Origin of the sequence: Photobacterium indicum, assembly GCF_003026215.1 — a bacterium.
In the GTDB taxonomy this organism is placed as follows: domain Bacteria; phylum Pseudomonadota; class Gammaproteobacteria; order Enterobacterales; family Vibrionaceae; genus Photobacterium; species Photobacterium indicum.
In genome coordinates, this window is record NZ_PYOC01000005.1 from 1 (window position 1) to 23,855 (window position 23,855).

Annotated in this window: 12 protein-coding genes and 1 tRNA gene; 12 read left to right on the forward strand and 1 reads right to left on the reverse strand. The window is 46.3% G+C overall.

The window, feature by feature from the left end:
• Positions 1-50: 50 nt before the first annotated feature.
• The 11 genes from C9J47_RS14605 (at position 51) to C9J47_RS14655 (ending at position 21,570) form a co-directional block, all read left to right on the forward strand.
• Positions 51-127, forward strand: a tRNA-Trp gene (locus C9J47_RS14605).
• A gap of 410 nt (positions 128-537) precedes the next feature.
• The gene (locus tag C9J47_RS14610) at positions 538-1,230 is read left to right on the forward strand and encodes a 4'-phosphopantetheinyl transferase family protein (protein ID WP_107254178.1); all 693 of its coding nucleotides are present in this window, start codon (positions 538-540) and stop codon (positions 1,228-1,230) included.
• 84 nt (positions 1,231-1,314) lie between these two features.
• On the forward strand, positions 1,315-2,553 hold the full coding sequence (locus tag C9J47_RS14615) for an MFS transporter (protein ID WP_170107514.1): 1,239 nt from the start codon (positions 1,315-1,317) through the stop codon (positions 2,551-2,553).
• A 200-nt stretch (positions 2,554-2,753) separates the two neighbouring features.
• A complete protein-coding gene (locus tag C9J47_RS14620; RefSeq protein WP_107254179.1) occupies positions 2,754-4,697 on the forward strand; it encodes a TonB-dependent receptor domain-containing protein in 1,944 nt (647 codons plus the stop codon).
• A gap of 208 nt (positions 4,698-4,905) precedes the next feature.
• Positions 4,906-6,105 carry an isochorismate synthase gene (locus tag C9J47_RS14625; RefSeq protein WP_107254180.1) on the forward strand — a complete coding sequence of 400 codons (1,200 nt, stop codon included), beginning with the start codon at positions 4,906-4,908 and terminating at the stop codon, positions 6,103-6,105.
• The gene (locus C9J47_RS14630; protein ID WP_107254181.1) at positions 6,102-7,757 is read left to right on the forward strand and encodes a (2,3-dihydroxybenzoyl)adenylate synthase; all 1,656 of its coding nucleotides are present in this window, start codon (positions 6,102-6,104) and stop codon (positions 7,755-7,757) included. Before C9J47_RS14625 ends, C9J47_RS14630 begins: the two co-directional genes overlap by 4 nt.
• 2 nt (positions 7,758-7,759) lie before the next feature.
• Complete coding sequence (locus C9J47_RS14635) at positions 7,760-8,632, forward strand: isochorismatase (RefSeq protein WP_107254182.1); 873 nt, start codon at positions 7,760-7,762, stop codon at positions 8,630-8,632.
• A 2-nt stretch (positions 8,633-8,634) separates the two neighbouring features.
• Positions 8,635-11,892 (forward strand): amino acid adenylation domain-containing protein, encoded by a 3,258-nt coding sequence (locus tag C9J47_RS14640; RefSeq protein ID WP_245903478.1) that lies wholly within the window; start codon positions 8,635-8,637, stop codon positions 11,890-11,892.
• Complete coding sequence (dhbA, locus tag C9J47_RS14645; protein ID WP_281258960.1) at positions 11,892-12,668, forward strand: 2,3-dihydro-2,3-dihydroxybenzoate dehydrogenase; 777 nt, start codon at positions 11,892-11,894, stop codon at positions 12,666-12,668. Before C9J47_RS14640 ends, dhbA begins: the two co-directional genes overlap by 1 nt.
• Positions 12,669-12,680: 12 nt before the next feature.
• On the forward strand, positions 12,681-19,244 hold the full coding sequence (locus C9J47_RS14650; protein WP_107254183.1) for a non-ribosomal peptide synthetase: 6,564 nt from the start codon (positions 12,681-12,683) through the stop codon (positions 19,242-19,244).
• Positions 19,234-21,570: an amino acid adenylation domain-containing protein gene (locus C9J47_RS14655; RefSeq protein WP_211321757.1), complete on the forward strand. Its 2,337-nt coding sequence runs from the start codon at positions 19,234-19,236 to the stop codon at positions 21,568-21,570. The genes C9J47_RS14650 and C9J47_RS14655 overlap by 11 nt, the downstream gene beginning before the upstream one ends.
• 147 nt (positions 21,571-21,717) lie before the next feature.
• Here C9J47_RS14655 and C9J47_RS14660 read toward each other — a convergent pair whose 3' ends face one another.
• Positions 21,718-22,668 carry an ABC transporter substrate-binding protein gene (locus tag C9J47_RS14660; RefSeq protein WP_107254184.1) on the reverse strand — a complete coding sequence of 317 codons (951 nt, stop codon included), beginning with the start codon at positions 22,666-22,668 and terminating at the stop codon, positions 21,718-21,720.
• A gap of 168 nt (positions 22,669-22,836) precedes the next feature.
• Between C9J47_RS14660 and C9J47_RS14665 the strand changes: the two genes are divergently transcribed.
• Positions 22,837-23,853 (forward strand): FecCD family ABC transporter permease, encoded by a 1,017-nt coding sequence (locus tag C9J47_RS14665; RefSeq protein WP_281258961.1) that lies wholly within the window; start codon positions 22,837-22,839, stop codon positions 23,851-23,853.
• The last annotated feature ends 2 nt before the right edge of the window (positions 23,854-23,855 follow it).

The window sequence follows — 23,855 nt, forward strand, 5'->3', positions numbered from 1 at the left end:
CGTCCACTCCGCCATTAATTAAGACAAAGTTAAGTCTTTAAAATAACTACAGGGGTGTAGCTCCAACTGGCAGAGCAGCGGATTCCAAATCCGCGTGTTGGGAGTTCGAATCTCTCCACCCCTGCCACATTAAAGAAGGCTCATATCGAAAGATATGAGCCTTTTTGCTATTTGCAGCTAGAGAATAGAGTCGCGGATTCCCCCACCATAAGAACGCGCGTGTTGGGAGTTCGAATCTCTCCACCCCTGCCATACGATAGTGTTTGATAGAAGAGTGGTTCTCTTTTGAAATCGCTAGACACAGAAGTTGGCTTCCAGTGGTGTTCCCTTTGGGCTAATTTAAAGTACTTTTATACTGCGTTAATAAATTTCAATCTAGAGCCACTAGATCCTCAATTTATCTCCTTGCCTAAAAGCATTTTAACTCTCGTTGAACTGAGCAGATAATTAATGGATTTGGTATTAAACTGCAGGTGGAAAGTAATGTCCATCCCTTGGTATGATGGCTACCCCTGAGAAACGGAAACCTCAATAAATATGAATCCCCCTTATATTTCGCAAGTGATACCTGTTGTTTTACCTGATTTTTCAGGTGTGTGTTTTCAATGCGAATTTGATCCTGAATTCTACACAATAGAAGCCCCACGACAGCTTGGAATAATTTTGCCAGAAACATTGCACGGCGCGGTGATAAAACGTCAGTCAGAGTACGTGGCAGGACGTTATTTGGCGAAGCGCTGCCTCTCAGCCTTAGGATCTACTGAATCTGATGTTGGGATCAGTCAGCATCGTGCACCGTTATGGCCAAAAGGAATGATCGGATCGATTAGTCATAGTAGTAATAAGGCGATTTGTGTTTTAAGCCAGTGTGATTTACCTGAGCAAGGAATTGGCATCGATATTGAACAGTGCTTAACAGACAGTACTGCTACGTCTATCAAAAACACAATTATTAATGAGGCAGAACAAGCCCTGATCACAAAGCACGATATAGATTTTTCGACAGGACTAACGGTAGTCTTTTCGGCCAAAGAGAGTTTATTTAAAGCTCTATTTCCTCAGGTCCGTGCGTACTTTGATTTTCTGGATGCAGAAGTTATTTCGATGGACCGGGAGAACTTAACGTTTATGCTCAAGAAAGCACTTACACCAACACTACCTGTAGGTTGTACATTCACTGTACAAGTCCATAGACAAGGTAAGATGGTGAGAACATTCGTTAAGAGTTAAATTAACTGATAATGATTCTTATTCATTGTTTTGCCTGCGATGAATGGGTACACTCTGCACCACCTCTTTTTAGAATCCGTTATTATGGAAGATCACATAAAAACAAAATCACGTGTTTTGCACCTTGCATTGCTTATTAATATGCTATCAATCGGTACGCTAATGATGGTTATGCCGTTAGGTGCGGATTTTGTGCAATACCTGAATATGAAACCTGAACATATTGGTTATATTAGCGGAGGTGCAACATTTGCTTCTGCATTAATAGGCTTTTTCCTTGCCCCTTATTTAGATCGATATGATCGTAAGTCTGCATTAATATTATTTTTACTAATTCGCTCGGTTGTTATTATTATTTGTGGCTTCTCAACAACCCAGAATGAATTATTATTTTGGTTTGTTTTAGCGGGATGCTTTGCTGGACCAATAAGTGGTTTAACTATGGCATCAGTTATTGATATTACGGAAGTTAAAGAAAGGGGGAAGGCCATTGCATTTGTTGCTAGTGGGTTTTCATTAGCAGCCATCATTATTGTTCCTGTTTCGCTAGAATTATCCGCTCATTTCTCATGGCAAGTCACCTTTTTCCTTTTCGGCAGTATAGGAGTAGGCTTTTCTCTTCTTAGTTACTTCTATTTTCCATCAATGGTGGGACATAAGGTAATGGGAGATAAGGTCGTAGGGGATAAGCAGCAACCTTCTTCAGTCGGAATGACAGCTATGATCACAAGCCCTGTTTTTATTTCCGCATTGAGTATTGTGGGCATCAGTATGTTTGGGCATTTCTTATTGGTGCCCAACTTATCGACGTTCTTCCAATTCAACCTGCATTTTCCACGTGAACAAATCAGTGTGCTGTATTTACTCGGTGGTGTTGCGAGTATTTTATCGATGCGGCTTTGTGGGCAGATGTTGGATAAAGGCTGGATCACACAGACCGTATTGGTAACTAGCATTTTGGTGGCAGTTGTGACGTTCATTGGGTTCTTATGGCAAGGAAATTGGCCATTATATGTAGTATTCACCTTATTTATGGCCTCGAGCTCAGCTAGAAGTGCGTCGGTTTCGGCAATAACGTCGCGCGTTCCACTGCCTCATCAACGAGCAGCCTTTATGTCTTACCAAGGGACACTATCAAATGTGGCGGCAGGCCTTGCGAGTGCAGTTTCATCTCTTTATTTATTATCAGATCCTGCTGGGCGCTTAATTGGGATTGAAACTTTAGCCATGGTCACTATTGGCTGTGCGCTGATAGTGCCATTCATGGTAAACATTCTAATGAACTTGCTTGCACGACGCCAACAGACAGCCCTTCAATTATAATTACGGTTATAAGTTATTGTTTTTTAATATAACAGGAGGGTTTATAGTTGATTCATAATTTATGAAAAAATAAATAATAAGCTTTTGATTTATAACTGGGATCAATGTCTTATTTTTAATCATAATATTTCAAATGCACTATTGACGATGCGAATGATAATAATTATCATTCACGCCATTATTCGTAATGGAGTGTGAACATGTTTCAGCATCAGGGAGATAGCCGTTTTGCGCTAACTCAGTTAAATAAAGCGTTTATGGCTATTGGTCTATTATCTTCTTCAATGGTAATGGCAGACACTGCAACTACTGATGATGTCATGGTTATTACAGCATCACAAACCAAGCATCCAGAGCTAACTGCTCCAGCATCTGTTTCTTACATTACGCGTGAGGAATTGGACAAATTAGTGGTTAATGATGTGGCAGAAGCTGTGAAGAAGTTGCCGGGTATCAATATTAACCCTGGCACACCTTATGGCCGTAATGAGATTAAAATCCGCGGGTTGGATTCTGATTACACTCTTCTATTGATCAACGGTAAGCGTACTAATTCTCGTGATGCACTGACATCGGCGTATGGTAATGACTTTGATCTATCAAGTATCCCAATGTCTGCGGTTGAACGCATAGAAGTGATTCGTGGTCCTATGTCATCACTTTATGGTGCAGATGCCCTAGGTGGCGTAGTGAACGTGATTCTTCGACAGCCGACTGAGAAAGCAGAAGGTGCGGTGGGTTATCAATACGAAGGTCCGACTGAAGGTAGCGGTGGTGATGTACATAAATGGAACGTGTATGCCGGCGGTTCTCTGATACCAGATACGCTACTGGGTAATATTATTATTGAGCAAAGTTCTCGCGACGCGTGGCGTACTAACCAATCGTTAAATCCCGATTCTGACGTTCTGGAAGAGCGTGATGAACTGAATATCTTCTCTAGCTTGAAATGGCTGGCAACTGACCAGCAAGATATTGATCTTGATTTGATTTATAGCAAAGATGATCGTGATGCCGATTGGAACAACTACGGCAATGCTGTTAATAATGTGCAAAAGTTGGAACGTATAAACGCGACATTGACGCATAACGGTTATTGGTCGAAGTTTGATTCTCGTGTACGTTATAACTATGAAAACTCTGATTTGAAAGATGATTCAGGCCTGAATACTGGTGTGGGTGATATTACACAGACTAATAATGCGCTTGATGGCCAATTGTCTGGCTATGTAGGTTCGCACTTGTTAACGGGTGGAGCGGAGTACCGTATTACCGATCTGAAGAACAATCTGACATTATCAAAAGGCTCGGAAGATTACAGTCAATCAGCGGTTTACCTGCAAGATGAGTTTAATATTGGTGATCTGGCCGTTACTTTAGGTGGTCGATTTGATGACCACGAAGTATATGGTGGTGAGTTCAGCCCACGAGCTTATGCGGTCTACAGCATTACAGATAACTGGGTAGTGAAAGGCGGCGTGGGTAAAGCTTTTAAAGCCCCAAGTCTGAATCAATACAGTGATTCATATGCTGTGCTTGCCTGTCGTGGCGCTTGTTACGTAGTGGGTAACCCTAACCTGAAAGCCGAAACTGCTGTCAGCTATGAGCTTTCAACTGGCTATAAAACAGATAGCTGGGGCGCTACAGTCACTGCGTTTAATAACGACATTGATGACATGATCCAAGCAGAGACTTGGGACCGTGTTAAAAAAGAACTGACGTACTTTAATGTAAAAGAAGCACAGGTGCGTGGTGCCGAGCTGTCAGGTTGGTTTGATGTTACGGATACTGTGAGCCTATCGGCGAACTATATGTATACCGATGCCAAAGACAAGACGACAGACAAAGAACTGACATTGACCCCGAAAAATACAGCTAACGTTCAAGTTGATTGGCAAATGCTAGAAAGCTTGTATACCTACGTGTCTTACCAATATACCGGTGAACAGTATGTACGTACTGATGAAAAGTCGGATGGTTATGGCACTGTTGATTTAGGTGCACAGTATGAAGCAATTAAAAACCTAAATCTGAAATTAGGGGTAACTAACCTTACCAACGAAAAGCGTGATGAAACGGCAGTAAGTTATGACTATATCATGAAGAGCCGCTCGATCTATGCGGGTGCATCTTACGCCTTCTAATTATCTTCTAACCATGTTTGAAAATATATAAAAATAAGGGCTGACGTCTAGCCCTTATTATTTATGGTATATACCAATAATAAAAAAACACTAGTGGCTATGTGATGCATAACCAGCTGTGACGGCTGGAATAAGAAAGATATTAACTATGTGAAATATTTTCATGGCGAATTATTTCATACCATTTGCGTAAATAGGGAGTTGTGTCATGCAACGAACGCAAAGTGAGAAGTTAACGTTTAGTTTTGCATCATTCTCACCAAAAACAGAATTTATATTTACCTCCGAACACCGTAGTTTAATTGCATCCGGTATTAACCAGACGGTTATACAACCTGCCATTGATGGTGACGATAATAACAGTTTATTTCAGCGGGCAATTCAGCGCGCATTTTCATTAGAAAAACAAAAAGGAGTTAATAACCCTATAATTATAGGTTCTATTCCTTTTGATGTTAGTCAACCGTCATGTTTGTATGTGCCGACGGCTTTTGAATTTATTGATAGACATGCTTTTCAGCATGCGACACCTAATATTTCACTTACACCTCCTGAGGTTGAAGTTCTTTCTTCCATGAGTGTTCCCAATGAACATACGTTTAAATCGGCGGTCTCTCAAGCAGTGGAGAAGTTTCAGTCAACTCGACTTGAAAAAGCCGTTTTATCACGTGTATTAAATATAGAGGTAGATGGCAATATTGCCCCTGAGTATGTGCTGAGAAGTTTGATGGCGCAAAACCCCACGGGTTATCACTTCTCTATCCCGCAAGCTGATGGTTCGATTTTATTGGGAGCTAGCCCGGAATTACTTATCCGCAAGCAAGGGGAACAGTTTTCGTCTAATCCTTTAGCGGGGTCGGCTAAACGGCAACAAACCGAAGCTGATGAATTACGCGTAAGCCAGGCCTTGTTGGCATCCACGAAAGATCGCTACGAACACCGTTTAGTTATCGATGAAATCCAACGTCTTTTGGCTCCTTATTGCCTTGAACTGCATGTGCCAGAAGATCCATCGTTGATCAACACCCCTGCTATGTGGCACTTATCTACCAAGATTTCAGGCACGTTGAAATCGTCTTCTATCAGTGCATTACAGCTTGCCTGTTTATTACATCCGACGCCTGCTGTATGTGGTTTCCCGTTTGATTTATCACGTAGTGCTATTAATGAGCTGGAGTCGTTTGAACGCGGTATGTTCAGCGGCATGGTGGGTTGGTGTGATGCTGAAGGTAATGGGGAATGGGTTGTGACAATCCGTTGCGGCAAAGTGCTAAACAACACGGTGAGCTTATTTGCAGGCGCAGGGATTGTCGATGCATCGTGCCCGCAGTCGGAATGGGCGGAAACAGAGGCCAAGTTAGGCACCATGCTTAACGCCTTTGGTCTGAAAAGTAAGGAGTCAGCATGACTATCCCGTTTACCCCTTGGCCTGCTGAATTGATTGAGCGGTATATTGAAAATGGGTATTGGATTGACGAGCCTCTGACCGATATCGTGGCGCGTCACTGTGCTGATCCTGTGTCAGCATCGCGCACTGCATTGATTTGTCAGCAGCGTCAGTTTAGCTACGCCGAGCTTAATCGCTTGTCGGATGCGTTAGCCCATCATTTACATGCTCAGGGCTTTCAAGCGGGTGACACTGCGGTGGTGCAGTTACCGAATGTAGCGGAATTCTATATTGTTTTTCTGGCACTGTTGAAAGTGGGTATTGTTCCGGTCAACGCATTATTTAATCATAAACAGCTTGAACTGCGTGCCTATGTAAAACAGGTGCAGCCATCGTTGATGGTGGTTTCTGAACGCCATCAACTGTTTAAAAATGAGAGCTTTGTTTCTGAATTAAACGCTGAGACACCGACGATCCGCAACTGGTTGGTTGAAGGAGATGCAAGGTTTGGTACGTCCTTAACCGAAATCTTGATGGCTCAGCAAAAGGCACGAGGTGCTGAGATGGCTGATTTCACCTCCACACCTGCTACTGAAGTGGCGTTCTTTCAACTATCCGGAGGCAGTACAGGCACTCCAAAACTGATCCCGCGTACGCACAATGACTACTACTACAGTGTTCGTGCCAGTGCCGAAATTTGCCAGCTAGATACCGACACTGTGTACTTATGCGCATTGCCTGCCCCTCATAACTTTTCGCTTAGTTCGCCTGGGGCATTTGGTGTGTTTTATGCGGGGGGGACTGTGGTGCTGGCTACTGATCCTAGTGCTATGAGCTGTTTTCCACTGATCCATAAGCATCGCGTTACTATGACTGCCTTGGTTCCTCCGGCTGTCACATTGTGGCTGCAAGCGGCAAGTGATTTTCAAAATTACCTTACCAGCTTGAATGTGTTGCAAGTGGGCGGAGCGCGCTTGAGCGAATCGTTAGCGAAGCAGATTACCCCAGTTTTAGGCTGCCAGCTGCAGCAAGTATTTGGCATGGCTGAGGGCTTGGTGAATTACACCCGGTTTGATGATGACAGCTGGCATGTGTTCAATACCCAAGGTCGTCCAATTTGTAAAGATGATGAAATCAAAATTGTTGATGAACAGGGTAATGAAGTGCCTGACGGGATTGCGGGAGCATTGCTTACTCGTGGCCCGTACACCTTCCGCGGCTACTTTAACAGCCCTGCCCATAATGTGAGTGCCTTTGATACCGACGGTTTTTACCGTTCTGGCGATATCGTGAAACGTACGACCACGGGCTACTTGATCGTGGTGGGGCGCGACAAAGATCAGATCAACCGCGGCGGAGAAAAAATTGCGGCGGAGGAAATCGAGAACCAACTATTAGTCCACGAGGCAGTCACTAACGCTGCCTTGGTTGCGATGCCCGACACCGTGATGGGAGAAAAAAGCTGCGCGTTCGTGACTACGACTGATCCGGCATTAAAAGCCATCACCCTTCGAAAACACCTGCGAGCCCAAGGCGTTGCGGAATATAAGTTACCCGACCGTATTGAGTTTGTTGCTCACTTACCAATGACCCCTGTCGGGAAAGTAGATAAACAACAGTTACGTCAGACCATTCAACAGACATTAATAATTAAAAAAGAAAAGGACGTTTAATCATGGCTATTCCATCTTTGCCTTCATATCCCATGCCTTCAGCTGAACAATTCCCAACCAATAAAGTGACTTGGGCGTTTGAACCAGAGAAAGCAGCACTTTTGATTCATGATATGCAGGAATACTTTGTCAGCTTTTATGATAAAGAGAGCGCGTTAATTCAAACATTACTCAGCAAGATTGTCGCGCTAAAACAGTTCTGCGAAGCGCAAGGTATTCCTGTGATTTACACCGCTCAGCCGAAAGAGCAAAACATGGCAGATCGTGCGTTGCTCAATGATATGTGGGGGCCGGGATTGAACCGTTCGCCAGAATTACAGAAAGTCGTGGCTGAGCTAACACCCAAAGGAAATGACACGGTGTTGGATAAGTGGCGTTACTCTGCATTTCAACGTTCGCCACTGGAACACATGCTCAAAGAGCTAGGCAAAGAACAGCTGGTTATTTGTGGTATTTACGGTCATATCGGGTGCTTGATGACGGCTGTCGATGCCTTTATGCGTGACATCAAGCCATTTATGGTTGGGGATGCAATTGCTGATTTCTCGCTAGAAGAGCATGAAATGGCATTGAAATATGTGGCGACCCGCAGTGGAAAAGTGGTCAGTACTGCTGAAATTATCGGAATTGCAACCACGCAGCTAACCTTGACGAAGGCTGGTCTTCTGAGCCAGTTGCTGACCTTCATTGATGAGGAAGAAGACGCGTTTGATCCGGATGAAAACCTGATTGATTACGGATTGGATTCTGTGCACATCATGTCACTGATCACGGAATGGCGTAAGTACGGTATAGAACTTACCTTTATTGATTTAGCGGATGAACCGAGTTTAAACCGCTGGTGGACGCTGATTGAAGCGAAGATGGGGGCGTGAACATGACAGCACAATCAACGATGATGCCGAATGAAGCTCTACAGAATAAAGCCACACTGAGTAAAGCGAGATCAAATAGATTGATACCGTTGAATACTGCGCAGCAAGGGCTATGGCTCGGTCATACGCTCAACGATAACAAGGCGCTTTTTAATACGGCAGAATGTATTGCGTTTGAAGGTCGGGTCGATAGCGACCAATTGGTGTTGGCCATCGAACAAGCTGTGAAAGAAAGTGAATGCTTATACTGCCACTTTGCAGAGGGTGAGGATCAAACCCCTTACATGCAGGCCGCGCAGTGTGTTGTCCCTATCGCAACGCATGTATTAACCACAAAAATGGTTGATCTAGATGCAGAGCGAGAAGCGGTAAAAGAGTGGGCGCAGCACGATATTGCACAACCCTTGGATTTATCCCATGGGCTGCCTTGTCGATTTACGATTCTGCACGGTGCAACGAATGACTATTTATACAATTGTGTACACCACATTGCTTTAGATGGTTTTGGTACTACCTTGATGTTCCAACGAATTGCTGAGATTTACACCGCCCGTACCGCCAGAAAGGATGTGTCACCAAATCCTTTTGGCGCTTTTGATGCAGTGCTAGAGGAAGATGCGAAGAGAGTGAGTTCGGGCGCTTACGTTAAAGCGAAACAGTTCTGGCTAGAGACCCTTGAAGCATACCCGCAGCCGTCGTCATACAGTGACAAAGTCGCACCTATTACTGCCGATTTTCATCGAACATCATCAGGCATCAATGCCACGGTATGGGAATCGCTGACAGCGATATGCGAGGCGAATAAACTGACATGGGCTGATGTGTTTTTGGCTGTATTATGCGCCCACTTGAAACAACAAACTGGTAATAATGCGATCATGCTAGGCATGATGGTGATGAACCGTTTGGGATCAAAATCCCTAACTGTTCCAAGTATGCAGATGAATATCGTCCCGCTTGTGATGACCTTCGAACCGCAAGATGATTTGCTCAGTAGTGCGAAGAAAATTGCGCAGCACAAAAAGGCAATGCGCCGTTTTCAGCATTATCGTTATGAAGATCTCCGCCGTAATTTACAGCGTATCGGCGGTGAGCAGCGTTTATTTGGTGCTCTTGTCAACATCATGCCTTTTGACCATCCGCTACGCTACGGGAATTTGTCAGCACAAACATTGAATTTAAGTGCTGGACCTGTAGAAGATATCACCATCGAGCTGCACAGTAAGACCGAAGGGCTACCAAGCATTGATTTTGATGCTAACCCCAGTGCCTATTCCGTTGAACAATTGTCTAGCCTACAAAGCGGTTTGTTGACTTTAATCGCTCAATGGGTGACGGAACCGACTCTTACAGTCGATAATCTCTTGGATCGCCAGTATGCAGATGCCCGCTTAGCAACGTTGATCACGGGTGCTGATATGGCACCGTTGCCTTCAACGAGTGGTCAGGTGATCGAACGTATTAACGAGCAAGCGTTGCGATACCCGAACAACGTTGCCATTGAGCAGCAAAGCTCGGCAGGTTTACAACAAGTGACATATCAGCAATTGATAATGTTATCGAAACAAGCGGCATGTGTGCTGAAGCAAAAAGGGGTTCAACGCGGTGACCGCGTAGCAGTAGCTATGTCGCGTTCAGTGCAGCAGGTTATTGCACAATTGGCTGTAATGTACAGTGGAGCGGTATATGTACCGTTGGATCCTGAACAGCCGATGGATCGCCAACAGAGTATTGTGAAACAAGTTAATATCCAGATGTTAATTACTGAAGCCGAATACCAACATGCAATGGTCCCTTTGGCGATCCCGACTATGTTGCTAGCGGGTCACTTGCGTGGTGACGGTTTACAGTATGAGCCTATGCATTATGAATCTATGCATTATGGATCCGTGCTTGCCAGTGAGGTGGCGTATGTAATGTTTACGTCAGGATCGACGGGAGAGCCGAAAGGAGTAGAAATTAGCCATGGGGCTTTGAATCATTTTGCTGCTGCTGGTGCTACGACCTATGGCATAACCGCAGAAGATCGTGTGTTGCAATTCGCGCCTTTTAACTTTGATGCAAGTATCGAAGAAGTGTTTGTTACCTTGACGCAAGGGGCGACCTTGGTATTACGGACGGATGTCATGCTTGAATCTATGCCGGCTTTTGTCGATGCGATTGAACTGGCTGGCATTACGGTCTTGGATTTACCGACGGCTTTCTGGAACGAATGGGTCGTGAGCTTGCATGCTGGCGTAGCATCTATCCCCACAACACTTCAGCACGTCATTATCGGTGGGGAAGCTGTGTACCCCGAGCAGCTCGCACAATGGCAAACAGCTGTTGCCCAAGCAACACCTGCACGTACTATTTCACTGTTCAATACTTACGGACCTACCGAAAGTACCGTAGTTGCGACATCGTGCGACCTTCAAGCACAATCGAGTTATACCAAGGCGTTACCGATAGGGTTGCCCTTACCCGGAGTGAACGCTTTGATCCTAGATCATGCCAATCAACCAGCCAATATTGGCGAATTGGTGTTGTTGGGACCGACACTGGCACAAGGATATATCGGGCTGATGCATCCGGCGTTCGCCACAATGTTGATTGGGGAAAAGCCGTGCCGTGCTTACCGAACAGGCGATCGGGTGACCTTCCTTGATGGACAGATCGTTTATCTGGGTCGTATCGATAACGAATTTAAAATCAGTGGTTATCGTGTTCAGCCGGGGGAAGTGGAAGCACACTTGTTGGCACTTAATGCTGTGAGCGAAGCTAGTGTACAGGGGGTGGTTTACCCGAATGGCGTACGACGTTTGATTGCGTTCATTGCGGTACCAGAAAATGTTGAGTTAGATGTAAAACAGATTAAGCAACAACTAAGTGAACACTTACCTCCCGCGATGATCCCAACAGATTACCGCTTCTTTGAGACCCTACCCAAAACTGCCAGTAATAAAGTTGACCGCAAGGGACTGTTAGCCAGCTATGACAATGTAAGCACGGAAGTCGCATTAGCTACAGAAACTGAGCAACGTGTCAGCACTATTTGGCAACAGATTTTGGGCGTGAGTGGGTTGCATTCTCAAGCCAATTTTTTTGAGCTTGGCGGACAATCATTGCAAACCATTCAAATAGTGAACCGTTTGGCGGCTGAGTTTGGCGTTACGGTCAAAGTGTCTGATGTATTTGATCACCCTGTACTGAGCGAGTTCTGCCAGTACCTGGATGAGATGCAAGTGCAAAGTGAAGATGAAGTGGAGATGGTGTGGTAATGAAACAGAATCCAGTAGCAAGCATGATGCAGTTTTACAACAAGTACGTATGGGTCACGGGAGCCGCACAAGGTATTGGCTATCAAGTGGCATTGCAGTTTGTTGACCTTGGCGCCACCGTGGTGGGGCTCGATGTGGCGTTCAATGAAAACGAGCATTATCCATTTGAAACCACGACGGTTGATATCAGTGATTCGGCGGCAGTAAAGGCGACAGCACAAGCCATTTTGCAACGTTACCCCACCGTTGATGTATTGGTGAATGTGGCCGGTATTTTGCGATTAGGAGCGACCGAGGAGTTGTCTGTTGATGATTGGCATGCTTGTTTGAATGTTAATGCGTCAGGGCCGTTTTACCTCCTGCAACAGTTGATCCCGGTATTCAAACGTCAAGCCTCTGGGGCGGTGGTAACAGTCAGTTCGAATGCGGCACATGTGCCTCGTCAGCAGATGACTGCGTATTGCGCATCTAAAGCGGCACTAACCAGCTTGTCACATTGCATTGGCTTAGAACTCGCGCCGTATGGCGTTCGCTGTAACGTAGTATCACCGGGTTCTACTGATACCCAAATGCAGCGGGTATTGTGGCATTCGCCGGATGCGGAACAGCGCACGATTGCTGGTTTCCCTGAACAATTCAAACTCGGGATCCCGCTTGGAAAAATTGCCCAACCTAATGACATTGCCCATGTGGTGACTTTCCTCGCGTCTGATTTAGCGGGACACGTCACGATGCAAGACATTGTGGTAGACGGCGGCGCCACCCTTAACGCATAAGCAGGATCCATCATGACAGATATTATTACCTTACTCATGGCGCTAGAGCGTAAAGGGGTACGACTGGCGCTAAACAGTCAGTTTCAGCTGGTGTCTCAATCGAATAAACAGGCGATGACACCAGAGGTGGTTGCCCAAATTAAAGCGCATAAAGATGCTATTGTACGCTGCTTGAAAGCCCAGCAGGCATTTGAACAACCCATCCCTGTAACGAGGGAAACAGTGGGGCCATTGTCGTATTCACAAAGCGGCCTGTGGTTCATCGAGCAATATGAAGAAAATTCCCATTTATACAATATGCCAGTGCATTTTCGTGTCACGGGACCGTTGGATTATGAAGCACTAGCCTATGCCTTTGATGTACTTGCACAAAAACATGCCAGTATGCGAACCCGTTTTGCGATCAATGCGGAAGGTAAAGGGGAGCAACACATTGATGGGCATACACCGTTTACGGTGGAGCACAAAGACTTGTCACATTTACCGGAAGGTGAACGTGAAGCTGTCTTGCTGCAGTGGGTCATTGATGATGTGAATCGTCCGTTTGATCTGAACCAAGGACAGCTTACACGTGTCGATGTAGTGAAGCTGGATGATGAACTGCATATCTTTATGCTGACTCAACACCACATCATTTCGGATGGCTGGTCGGTAAAGAATATGTTTGCTGATTTTAAGCAGGCGTTTTTGTCGTATCAAAACCAGCAATTGATGCCTGTGGTACCGACAGCAAGGACCTATATCGATTATGCCAATTGGTTTAATTCGCCCGCATTTCAAGATTACCACGCCGAGTTTAAACCGTTCTGGGTTGAGCGCTTAGCAGGCATTCCTGAAGTGCACAGTTTGCCGTTAGATAAACCGCGGCCTGCTGCCCATGACAATGATGGGGAACTGGTATTCTCGAGCATAGATAATGCATTATGGGATAAATTTAAGCGCTTGTGCCAGCAACACAGTACATCTAATTTTATTGGTTTGCATGCGGTGTTTTCTTTGTTGATGGCACGCCTCAGTGATGAAAAAGACATCGTCATTGGTACCCCGCTGGCGTACCGAGAGCGGCATGATATTGAAGATGTCGTCGGCTTTTTCGTCAACACCATCGTGCTGCGTACCCAGCTGGGTGAACAACAGCGATTTGTTGATTATCTGCAATACTGCCGCGAACAAGACTTGTCTGCGTTTGACCACCAAATCTACCGCTTTGAATCCTTGAGCGAAGCCATTGGCACCGATCGCACCACAGCTATTAACCCGATCTTCCAGATCATGTTGGTGTATCAAGCCAAAGTGGACTTCAATGATTTGATCCCAGGCTGTGGGGCAGTGGAAGAGCCATCTCCGATATTACCGGCTAAAACGGATATCTCTTTGAAGGTCACTGAATTGGTCGATGGTGTTCGGCTTGACTGGTTGTTCAGTAAAGGGATTTTCGAAAAAACAACCATTGAACGTTATGCAGAGCATTTCTTAAGGCTATTGACGGCGGCAGTTGAGCACCCAGAAACCGATGTGCAGCAATTGCCGATGATTGCGCAGGATGAAGAAGTAGAGGTGGTGGCGAAATTAGCACAATTGCCAACCATGTCCTCTGAAACCATGCCCCCTGAAACTATGTTGACCCACCAACTGTTCGAAGCGGCAATGGCATCGCATCCTGATAAACAGGCAGTGATCCATGGTGAGCAGTCATTGACCTATGCAGAGCTGGAATCTCGCGCCAACCGCATAGCAAACTGGCTGATTGAACGAGGGCTGCGTTCAGAAGGTCTGGTCGGCATAGTTGCCGATCGGGGTATTGAATTTGTGGTATCAGCATTGGCGGTGTGGAAAGCGGGTGGGGCGTATGTGCCGTTGGATCCTAGCTATCCATTGAAGCGCCTGCAGCATGTGATTGATGATGCTGAACTGTCACTGATTATTGCGCCTTCAAGCACATTTGCGGAACAGATTCAGCAAGCTGATGACGGTATGCATTGTGTAACTGGGGTTGAAGTGGTGAATATCGCAGCGCCTTCACTCGTCGCACGATTGGCTCAGTTTACTGATATTCGCCCTGTATTAGCACATTGTTCACCGAAGCAATTGGCTTATGTCATTTATACATCGGGGTCGACTGGTTTGCCTAAAGGCGTGATGGTTGAGCACGGTGCGTTCGTCAATTTGATTCAGGATCATTGTCAGCGCTTGGAGTTTGGTGCTGGCAGTGTGATGTTTAATTGTATGTCTCTGGCATTTGATGCCGGTAACATGACAGCGATGTTGCCGTTGGCATCGGGCATTACCTTGGCTTTTGGTGAACCGAATGATCAAGTGATTGCGCAAGCTGAACAATATCGTGCTACCCATATGATTTGTTCAACTGCTTTGTTTGCAGCACTTCCACCACAAGCTGTGCAGTATTTACAGGCAGTAGCGATTGGTGGTGAGGCTTGCCCAGCTCAACTTGTTGAGCGTTGGGCGGATAAAGTTGCGCTGTTTAACATGTACGGCCCGACCGAATTCACCGTAACAGCTTTGGTGCAGCAGCTTGAAACGGATCAACCTGTGACTATTGGTACCAGTGTGACCAACACACAGGTATTGATCCTCGATCAGTGCGGAAATCTATGTCCAAACGGGGTTCCGGGTGAATTATGCCTAGCGGGACTTGGTTTGGCTCGCGGGTATTTAAACCAGCCTGAATTAACCGCAAAGGCCTTTATTCAGTGGCGGTGTTTGGATCACACAGTGCGTATTTATCGAACGGGTGATAAGGCGCGTGTGAATCGTGATGGTTGCGTAGAATACATGGGGCGGATTGATGAACAGGTGAAACTACGCGGTTACCGCATTGAGCTGGGGGAAATTGAAGCACAGTTGGCTTTAGCGCATGAGAATATTCACCAAGTAAAAGTTATTGTGGCAGAGCAGGGGTCACAAAAAATACTGGTAGCCTATGCCACCTTGCGTGACGGTGCATCTGCTGTTGCTGCATCGACAATATTGAATCATGTCGCGCGCACCTTACCGGAATATATGGTGCCAACTCAGCTCTTCTTTATTGATGATATGCCGTTGACTGTGAACGGCAAGCTCGATATACGACAATTGCCTAAGGTTGATTTGAATACCGTTGCATCGACGGCACCTAATAATGATTTGGAATCTGCTGTGTTGACTATTTGGCAGTCGACATTAAACACTCCTTGTGGTGTTGAGGAGGATTTCTTCCGCTTAGGCGGAGATTCTATTCTGAGTATTCAGCTTACTACCAAGTTACGTGATGCAGGGTATGCGTGTACGGTGAAAGATGTTTTTGAAGCGAAAACAGTGCGTCGATTGTGTCGCACCTTAGCTTCAAATATCTTGGACGCAAGTGCTACGGTTGCGCCGACAATTGAAGCCGAGCAGGGACTGTTAACGGGGTCCTTCCCGTTGCTGCCTATTCAATCCTGGTTCACTGAACAACGATTTAGTAAGCCGCAGCATTGGAATCAAGCTGCAATATTACAGATCCCTGCATTGAGTGAAAAACAGTTGGTCCACGCAATGACACTGCTGTTTACACACCATGATGCATTGCGATTGTCGCTGCCTGAACTGCAAGGCGGCGTAGAGTTTGATCTGGTATCTGCTCAACAGTACAACGCAGAGATTGTCCTTCCTCCATTGATTGAGTTGGATGCTAACTCGTTGAGTGAGCAAGAGCTGTATCATGCGTTTACCGAGTTACAGACCAACTTTGACTTGGGCATTGGGCAAACAATGGCATGGGCATTAGTCCGTAATCATTCACAGGCAGAAACAGCGCTGTTCCTTGCATTTAATCACTGGGTGATCGACGCGGTGTCATGGCGTATTTTGACTGATGATTTTGCCAAGTTATGCCGTGATGAAGCATTGAATAGTAAAATATTGAGCAGTAAAGCATTAGGCAGTAAAACGACTAGTTACCGCCAATGGGGGAAAGTACTGGCAGATTATACCCAGCAATACCCGAAGCAGTTTGATTACTGGTTACAGCAATCGCAAGAGAGCGATAGTAGCTTGTTGCGTGAAGATCAGCATCCAGAAGGGTTGGCCAGTTCGGCATTGATGCAGTTACCTGTTGCATTGACTCAACGCCTAGTGTCGCAAGCCCATAATGCCTTCAATACGGAAGTGAACGACATTCTGTTGGCAGCCTTGGTGACAACACTGGCTGATATGGGGTGGGGTGATGAGCATACTATTATGTTGGAAGGTCATGGTCGTGAAGCGATTTCGCCAAACCATGATGTTAGTCAGACGGTTGGGTGGTTTACCAGTACCTATCCCTTATTACTGCGTGCAGCTAGCACGCAGAGTATGGGGAGTGGACTCGCAACGCTAATTCAACATACCAAAGAGCGTCGTCGCGCGATTCCTGATAAAGGCATTGGTTTTGCGGCGTTTAGGCAACACCATTCTGAAGGTACTCGTTTGCCGCTTTCACCAATAGTGTTTAATTACTTAGGATTGCAGACGCACGCTGCAGGTGAGTGGCGACCAACTGGCATTGAGCCGGGTCAAGTGATGTCACCTTTGAATAAGCCTGCTGAACTGATCAGCCTACACGGTGGCATAATTGAGGGGATCCTTACCTTCAGGCAAGTAGGTTGTTTGACTCAAACCTTAAGTGATTTGTTCATGGTCGCTTTTGCGGAAAATATCGAAAGGCTGATTGATTTCTGCGAACAGACCTATGCCACAACAGGATGCCAGCCGACGCCCAGTGATTATCCGCTAGTTGAATTATCTCAGGCTGCGGTGGATAATTTACATCGCACCTTGGATGTTGAGAGCATTGTGCCAGCGTCTTCGTTGCAAGCGAGTATGTTTGCGCATCAACAGCGCTGTCCGCAAGATGATGCATACCATTTGCAAACCCCGATCTATTACCCGCACGCGCTTAATATCACAGCCTATAAACAAGCTTGGCAGCATGCCGCAGAATGCTTCCCTGCGCTTCGGGTCGCTTTACGTCATTGCGGAGAAGTGGTGCAAGTTATTCAAGGCAAGATAGAACTGGCGTTTGACGTTGTCGATCTCTCTGATCCTGCGTCGCCGGATCATGCTGATCCGCAAGCTGCATTGACCCGTTACCAAGAAGCTGATCGCCAGCGTTCGTTTAAACTGAATGAGACTACTGTACCGCTGTTTAGATTGCTGTGTGTGAAAGTGTCCGATACGGATTACCACGTGCTGTTTAGCTGTCATCACGCCATCATTGATGGCTGGAGTGGACCTCGGTTGTTTGGCGCTGTGCATGAGTGCTATCAACGTCTGCAAGATGAAGCAGTTGCATCGGTTACCGCAGAGCAAGATATAGCATCAGCGCCTATCATCGTTCGCCAGCATGATAACGCTTACCTCGAACATGCTAGGTATGCGGTGAAACAGCGTGAGGCTGTCGCTGCTTACTGGCAAGAAAAATGGCCTGAGATGCAACAACGAAATGATCTGTCTTCCTTGTTTGGAGCGGATCTTTCACTGGCTGAGATGCAACAGGTACCAGCGGTGGTGCGTTTACGCTTGACTGAGCATGAGCAGCAGAAGCTGGTAAGCTTTTCCCAGACAGTAGGCGTGACCAATAGCGTCGTCGTGCAATATGCCTGGCATCGACTGGTGGCGAAAATAACGGGTGATGCGGTGACGGTGGTGGGGAATGTAACGTCGGGACGAGATGCGCCTGTTGATGATATTGCTTCTAGCGTTGGCTTATATATTAATTCGTTGCCATTGATGATGCTGTGGAATACAGGGCTAACCTTGGGAGAACACATCATTGCGCTGCAACGTGAGTTGATGGGGCTTAATGAGCATGCGACTCAGTCTTTGATTGCACTGCAAAACGGTCAGCCCCGTTGTTTTGATAGCTTGTTTGTGTTTGAGAATTACCCTAGATCGACAACGCGTACCCTGCAAGCCGAATCGACAGCCTCACTGGCTCCTATCTTTGGGCAAGCGTATGAGAAAGTTGAGTTTCCGCTTGATGTGGTGGTGACTGAAGTGGCCAACCGAACGTCGATTCGTTTTGAATTTGATGCTGCACAGGTAGCTACAGATACTGCAGATGGTGTCTTGGCACAGTGGTTAGCAGAGTTATTGGAAATTATTCGATTGCCTATCGACAGTGATGCTCATATTCAATTGCGAACCTGTAAACCGACGGTTGAAATGGATTTATCCAAAACAGATGAGACTATGCTGGCTGACCCAGCATTATCGACTTCGGTAGAGTGGGAAAGCTTGTCAGCCATCGTTTGTACGGCTTGGTTGTCTGTGGCTTCACCTGCCTCTGGTCGGGGGGAGGGTATCTGGCAAGCAACCTTGTCTGATTTGGCGATTAACTCGTTGGATGTGATCACTTTAGCTGCCACCTTATCTGATGCTTTGGGACAACCAGTAACACCTGCCATGGTATATCAATCGCCAAGCCCTGCTGCTTTTGTGCAGTCTCATTGGAAGGCACTTTATTGGAAAAAACGACCACACCAGTTGGAGGAGGGTGTTTCGGTATCATCAGAAATAACTCAAACAGGGACTTCGGAGGCAAGTAATGCAGGCTGATTGTCTTAATGTTACTTATTGGCAGACGTTATTTGATGGTGTAACCGAGCCGACACGTTTCAGTGCCTATCAGGCTGGAGCTGTACCCCTAGAGCAGTGTGTGACAGAGACATCCACCTTCGCGCACCAACTTACGCACAACTTATCGCCAGAATGGGTGGCGCTGTTTACTGCTTTTTGTGCAGAGAATAGAGTGGATTGTTCAACCTTGTTCAGTGCGAGCTGGAATTGGATGTTGTACCAATATAGCGGAGAACCCTTAGTGACGAGTGGGGTATGTGATTTGCCCTGCAAGACGGTGATCCCAACGGTGCAATCATTTTCAGATCGCTCTTTGACTGTGGTGGCATGGTTGCGTGCTGCGCAAGCCCAATTGTTGTTATCAAAACAGATGCAATCACATACGCAGTTGAATCAGGCGGCAGATTTACAGCCACTGAACTGGCTGACCAGCGTTATTTCGGTTAGGCATTTAGTGCAAACGTCAGATTTACATCATCATAATGATGACTGTATTGCTGGTGGTTCTTTGATGCACGGGACTGTCGCCTCGGCTTATATTGATTGTCAAGGTTCATTCAGTGCATGGCGGGTACAGCTTGCTTGCTCGGCGGTGCATTTTACTGCAGAGCAAGCTTCGTATTTGCTGAAAGACTGGATAGCATTACTGACGGGGATCTGTCAGCAGCGGTGGCAGACGGTTAGTGAATTGTGTGTGGGGCAATGGCAGCCAGCGAATAATGCTGCTGTCGTACCAATATCAGATTTACCAACCTCTTTTGGTACATTTTCTGATGAGCTAACGTCGACACTATTAATTGCGTTGCAATATGCTGCACAACATGGACAGACTGCAATTGAATGGCAAGGCATGACGCTCAGTTACACGGCATTGTTGCAGCGTGTAGCAGAGATCCAGCATCTATTGCACCAGTATAGTGTGGAGTGTGGCGATAGGGTTGGGTTACACGTATATCGGCAGTCCGACATGATTTGTGCGATGGTAGCCTGTCTGTTTTCGGGGGTGACGTTTGTGCCGTTAGAGCCGACATTTCCTGCCGATCGTCTGGTTACGATTGAGCAAGAAGCAGGGCTGAAAGCGATCCTCCAAGATACGGCGTTATCGATAGCCATGCCCTCGGTGCCATTCAAGGGTACTATCGTGCAGTTGATTGTGGCTGACGATGGCACGGCAATGGTGGACTCTGCCAATAGTGGTGTAGATGTACAGCCTATGTCGGGATTGATCCCGAGAGTGTCTGAGCGGCTATCGCCTGATACTCCTGCATACATTATGTTTACTTCGGGCTCGACAGGGAAACCGAAAGGGGTCGTGATTTCTCATCGTGCCTTGTTAACATTTTTGCAGGGTAGCATCGACCGCTTGAGGTTAGATGCCTCTACCCGTTGGTTGTTGATCACCACCATGGCGTTTGATATTGCGATGTTGGAAATCTTTGCGCCGTTATGGGTTGGTGGCTGTGCCGTATTGACGTCGAGTGATGAGTATCGCGATCCCCATGTGATTTGTGATTACTTAACGGAAGAAAATGCCATTACAGTGCTGCAAGCAACGCCTGCATTTTGGCGCATGTTATTGAATACCGGATGGCAGGGCAATCAGCAGCTGGTGGCTCTGTGTGGTGGAGAAGCGTTGGATAAACCGTTGGCAGAGCAGTTGATGTCGCGAACACAACGTTTGTGGAACTGTTATGGTCCGACAGAAGCCACGGTATGGTCTTTGATGGCAGAGGTGTCTTCAGAAGCATTGATGCCGTCGAGTGTTGTTTTGCAGCATAGCCTTATTGGTTATACCCATCAGGTGGTGGATGCCGATTTGCAACCTGTTTCGATGAATATGGTTGGAGAATTATGCATTCAAGGTGAAGCCTTAAGCCATGGCTATTGGCAGCGTGATGACTTAACAGACCAGCAGTTTGTTTCTTTGTCGCCACATCTGATTCGAAGCTATCGTACGGGGGATAAAGTGCGGGTGCTAGGGGCTGATTGCTACCAATATTTGGGGCGATTTGATGATCAAGTGAAGCTGCGTGGTTTCCGGATTGAGCTAGGTGAAATTGAAGCTCAGCTCAAGTGCCTTGCTGTGGTCAAAGATGCCGCGGTAAAGTTGATGGGAAAAGGGGATGAAGCACAGTTAGTGGCGTTTATAGAAATGGCTAAAGGTACAGTGTTGTCCAAATTGGCTATTCGAAAAGTGCTTTTAAAAACCTTGCCTAGCTATATGGTGCCAAGCCGTTTTGTGGTGGTAGAGCAACTACCGAAAACAGGAAGTGGCAAAGTCGATCGTAAACAGCTTTATATCTAGTGTGATCTAACGTGATAGATCCACTGTGATGGATATGGGGTGTAAATAAAAAGCCGATTGTTTGATGACAATCGGCTTTTTATCGCGCTGTATATTGCTGCGCTGAATAGTCTCTGCTTATCTAGAATCGTATTTTACGAATGCTCATTATGGAGCAAGTGATTCGGCATCTGGTTTGTTGACCAGCTTGACGATGTCTTGCATAACGCTTAATGCAGCTAGTGGCCCACCTACAGATGTCCATAATGACCCATCAACGGCTTCAAAACGTTTGGTTTGGATAGCGCTAAGCTGTTTAAAAGCCGGGTTCGATTCAGCTTGTTTCATGGCATCGACAGCATCGCCTGACGTACTGAGTGTACCGATGACCATCCAATCACCATCTAAGACATTCAATGCTTCTAAACTCAATGACAGTGAATGCGTGTGGCCAGGATCTTGCTGATTGGCTGGACGTGTCATACCGAGATCTGCAATCACTTGGCTGGCAAAGGAATCTTTAAACATATAAGCCGGTCCTTTTGGGTTCCAGCGCACGACACTGATAGTTTGTCCGACTTTATCGCCAATGTTAGCTTTCGATTGCTGCACGGCTCGTTGGTAACGTGCCATGAATGCGGTGGCTTCTTTTTGACGGTTGAGAATACCGGCTGTGCGGTTAAAGGTATCTTTCCACGGTTCGCCTCGCTTGAATGTGACAACCGTCGGGGCAATCTCATTCAATAATGCGAGCACCTCTGGGCGGTTAGGGGTTGTTAGAATGAGGTCTGGTTCGAGTTCTAGAATCGTTTCCATATTGGGGCGGCTGAGGTCGCCGACAATCTTAATATCTTGTTTAATCGCGGCTTGAAGGTAGCGTGGCAAAGTCTGTTGCCCACGTCCATTTACTGTGCCTACAGGTGTGAGCCCCAGAGCCAAGGTGCTATCGAGGTCGATTTCACTCAAGGTGATAACTCGTTTGGGCTGAGCGGGTATTTCAATCGTTTTACCGTAGACATCATGGATGCTACGCATGGCTTCATTGTCAACGGCTTTACTGTGGGCGGTAAAAGTGGCGGCAATACATAACGCGGAAAGTGCGACCTTACGAAGAAACATCATCATCCCTTATTTTAATCGATAGATGCGAATAATATATGAGAAGGAGATTGATAACTATTTTTATTTAGATCTACCCATAGGTTAGGCTCGTTGTTATTATGCCTGCTTGCGAGGTTTACACATGTAATTTGTACGTGGGAAAAATAGATTAAAGGGAGTTAAGTCGTGACAAAATCGCACCTCATTGGGCTCGGAAGCTGCATGGCCGCTGTCTTTTTTTTAGTGTTGCTTTCGTTGTCGGTCGGTGCCGGTATCTATGGGTTTAGTGATGCATTCGGCTATCTGACGGGCTCTCCGTTACTGGCATTAGACGCACAGTTGACCATGGTGATGGAGACATTGCGTATTCCGCGCACCTTGTGTGCTGTTATTGTTGGGGTCAGCTTGGCACTGGCGGCTTCATTACTGCAAAGCGCGACGCGTAATCCGTTGGCTGAACCCGGTTTGCTTGGTGTTAACGCGGGGGCTGTACTGGGTTTAGTCATCGGTCTTACTTATTTTGATGTTGAATCGACCCAAGGCTATTTAGTCTGGTCAGGGTTGGGGGCACTGACAGGTAATACCGTGGTATTGATCATCGGTCACCTTGTGGGTAAATCACATCCACTGAAATTGATTCTAGTAGGGGTTGCCCTTAGCGCTACATTTGGCGGCTTATCGAATTATGTGCTGTTGTCGAATCAGGTTGTACTCGATCAATTTCGCTTTTGGAATCTTGGTTCATTAGCTGCTGCAGATATTGATGCGATGTTGATGATCTTGCCATTCTTAGTGGTGGCAGTGATATTAACTTTTGCTTTAACTCGTCAATTAACCTTAATGCAATTAGGTGAACAGCAAGCCAAATCATTGGGCATTAATACCAATGTGGTACGTATTGGGGTGCTGATTGCTTCGACCTTATTTACAGCTTGTGCCATCTCGGTAGCGGGCCCTATCAGTTTTGTCGGATTTCTTTCTGCTTATTGTGCACGTATGGTTGAACCTGTTGCCTTGTCATTACAAGTGGTTTTTTCGGCACTTTTTGGTGTTATTTTCCTCTTTATCGCTGATATTCTTGCACGTTGGTTAATCCAACCGTTTGAAATGCCAAATGGGGTGATCTTAGCCTTGATTGGGGCGCCCGTCTTAATTGCAGTTGTGCACCGTGGTGGTTTCCGCACTTTGTTAGCCGTGAAGTAGGA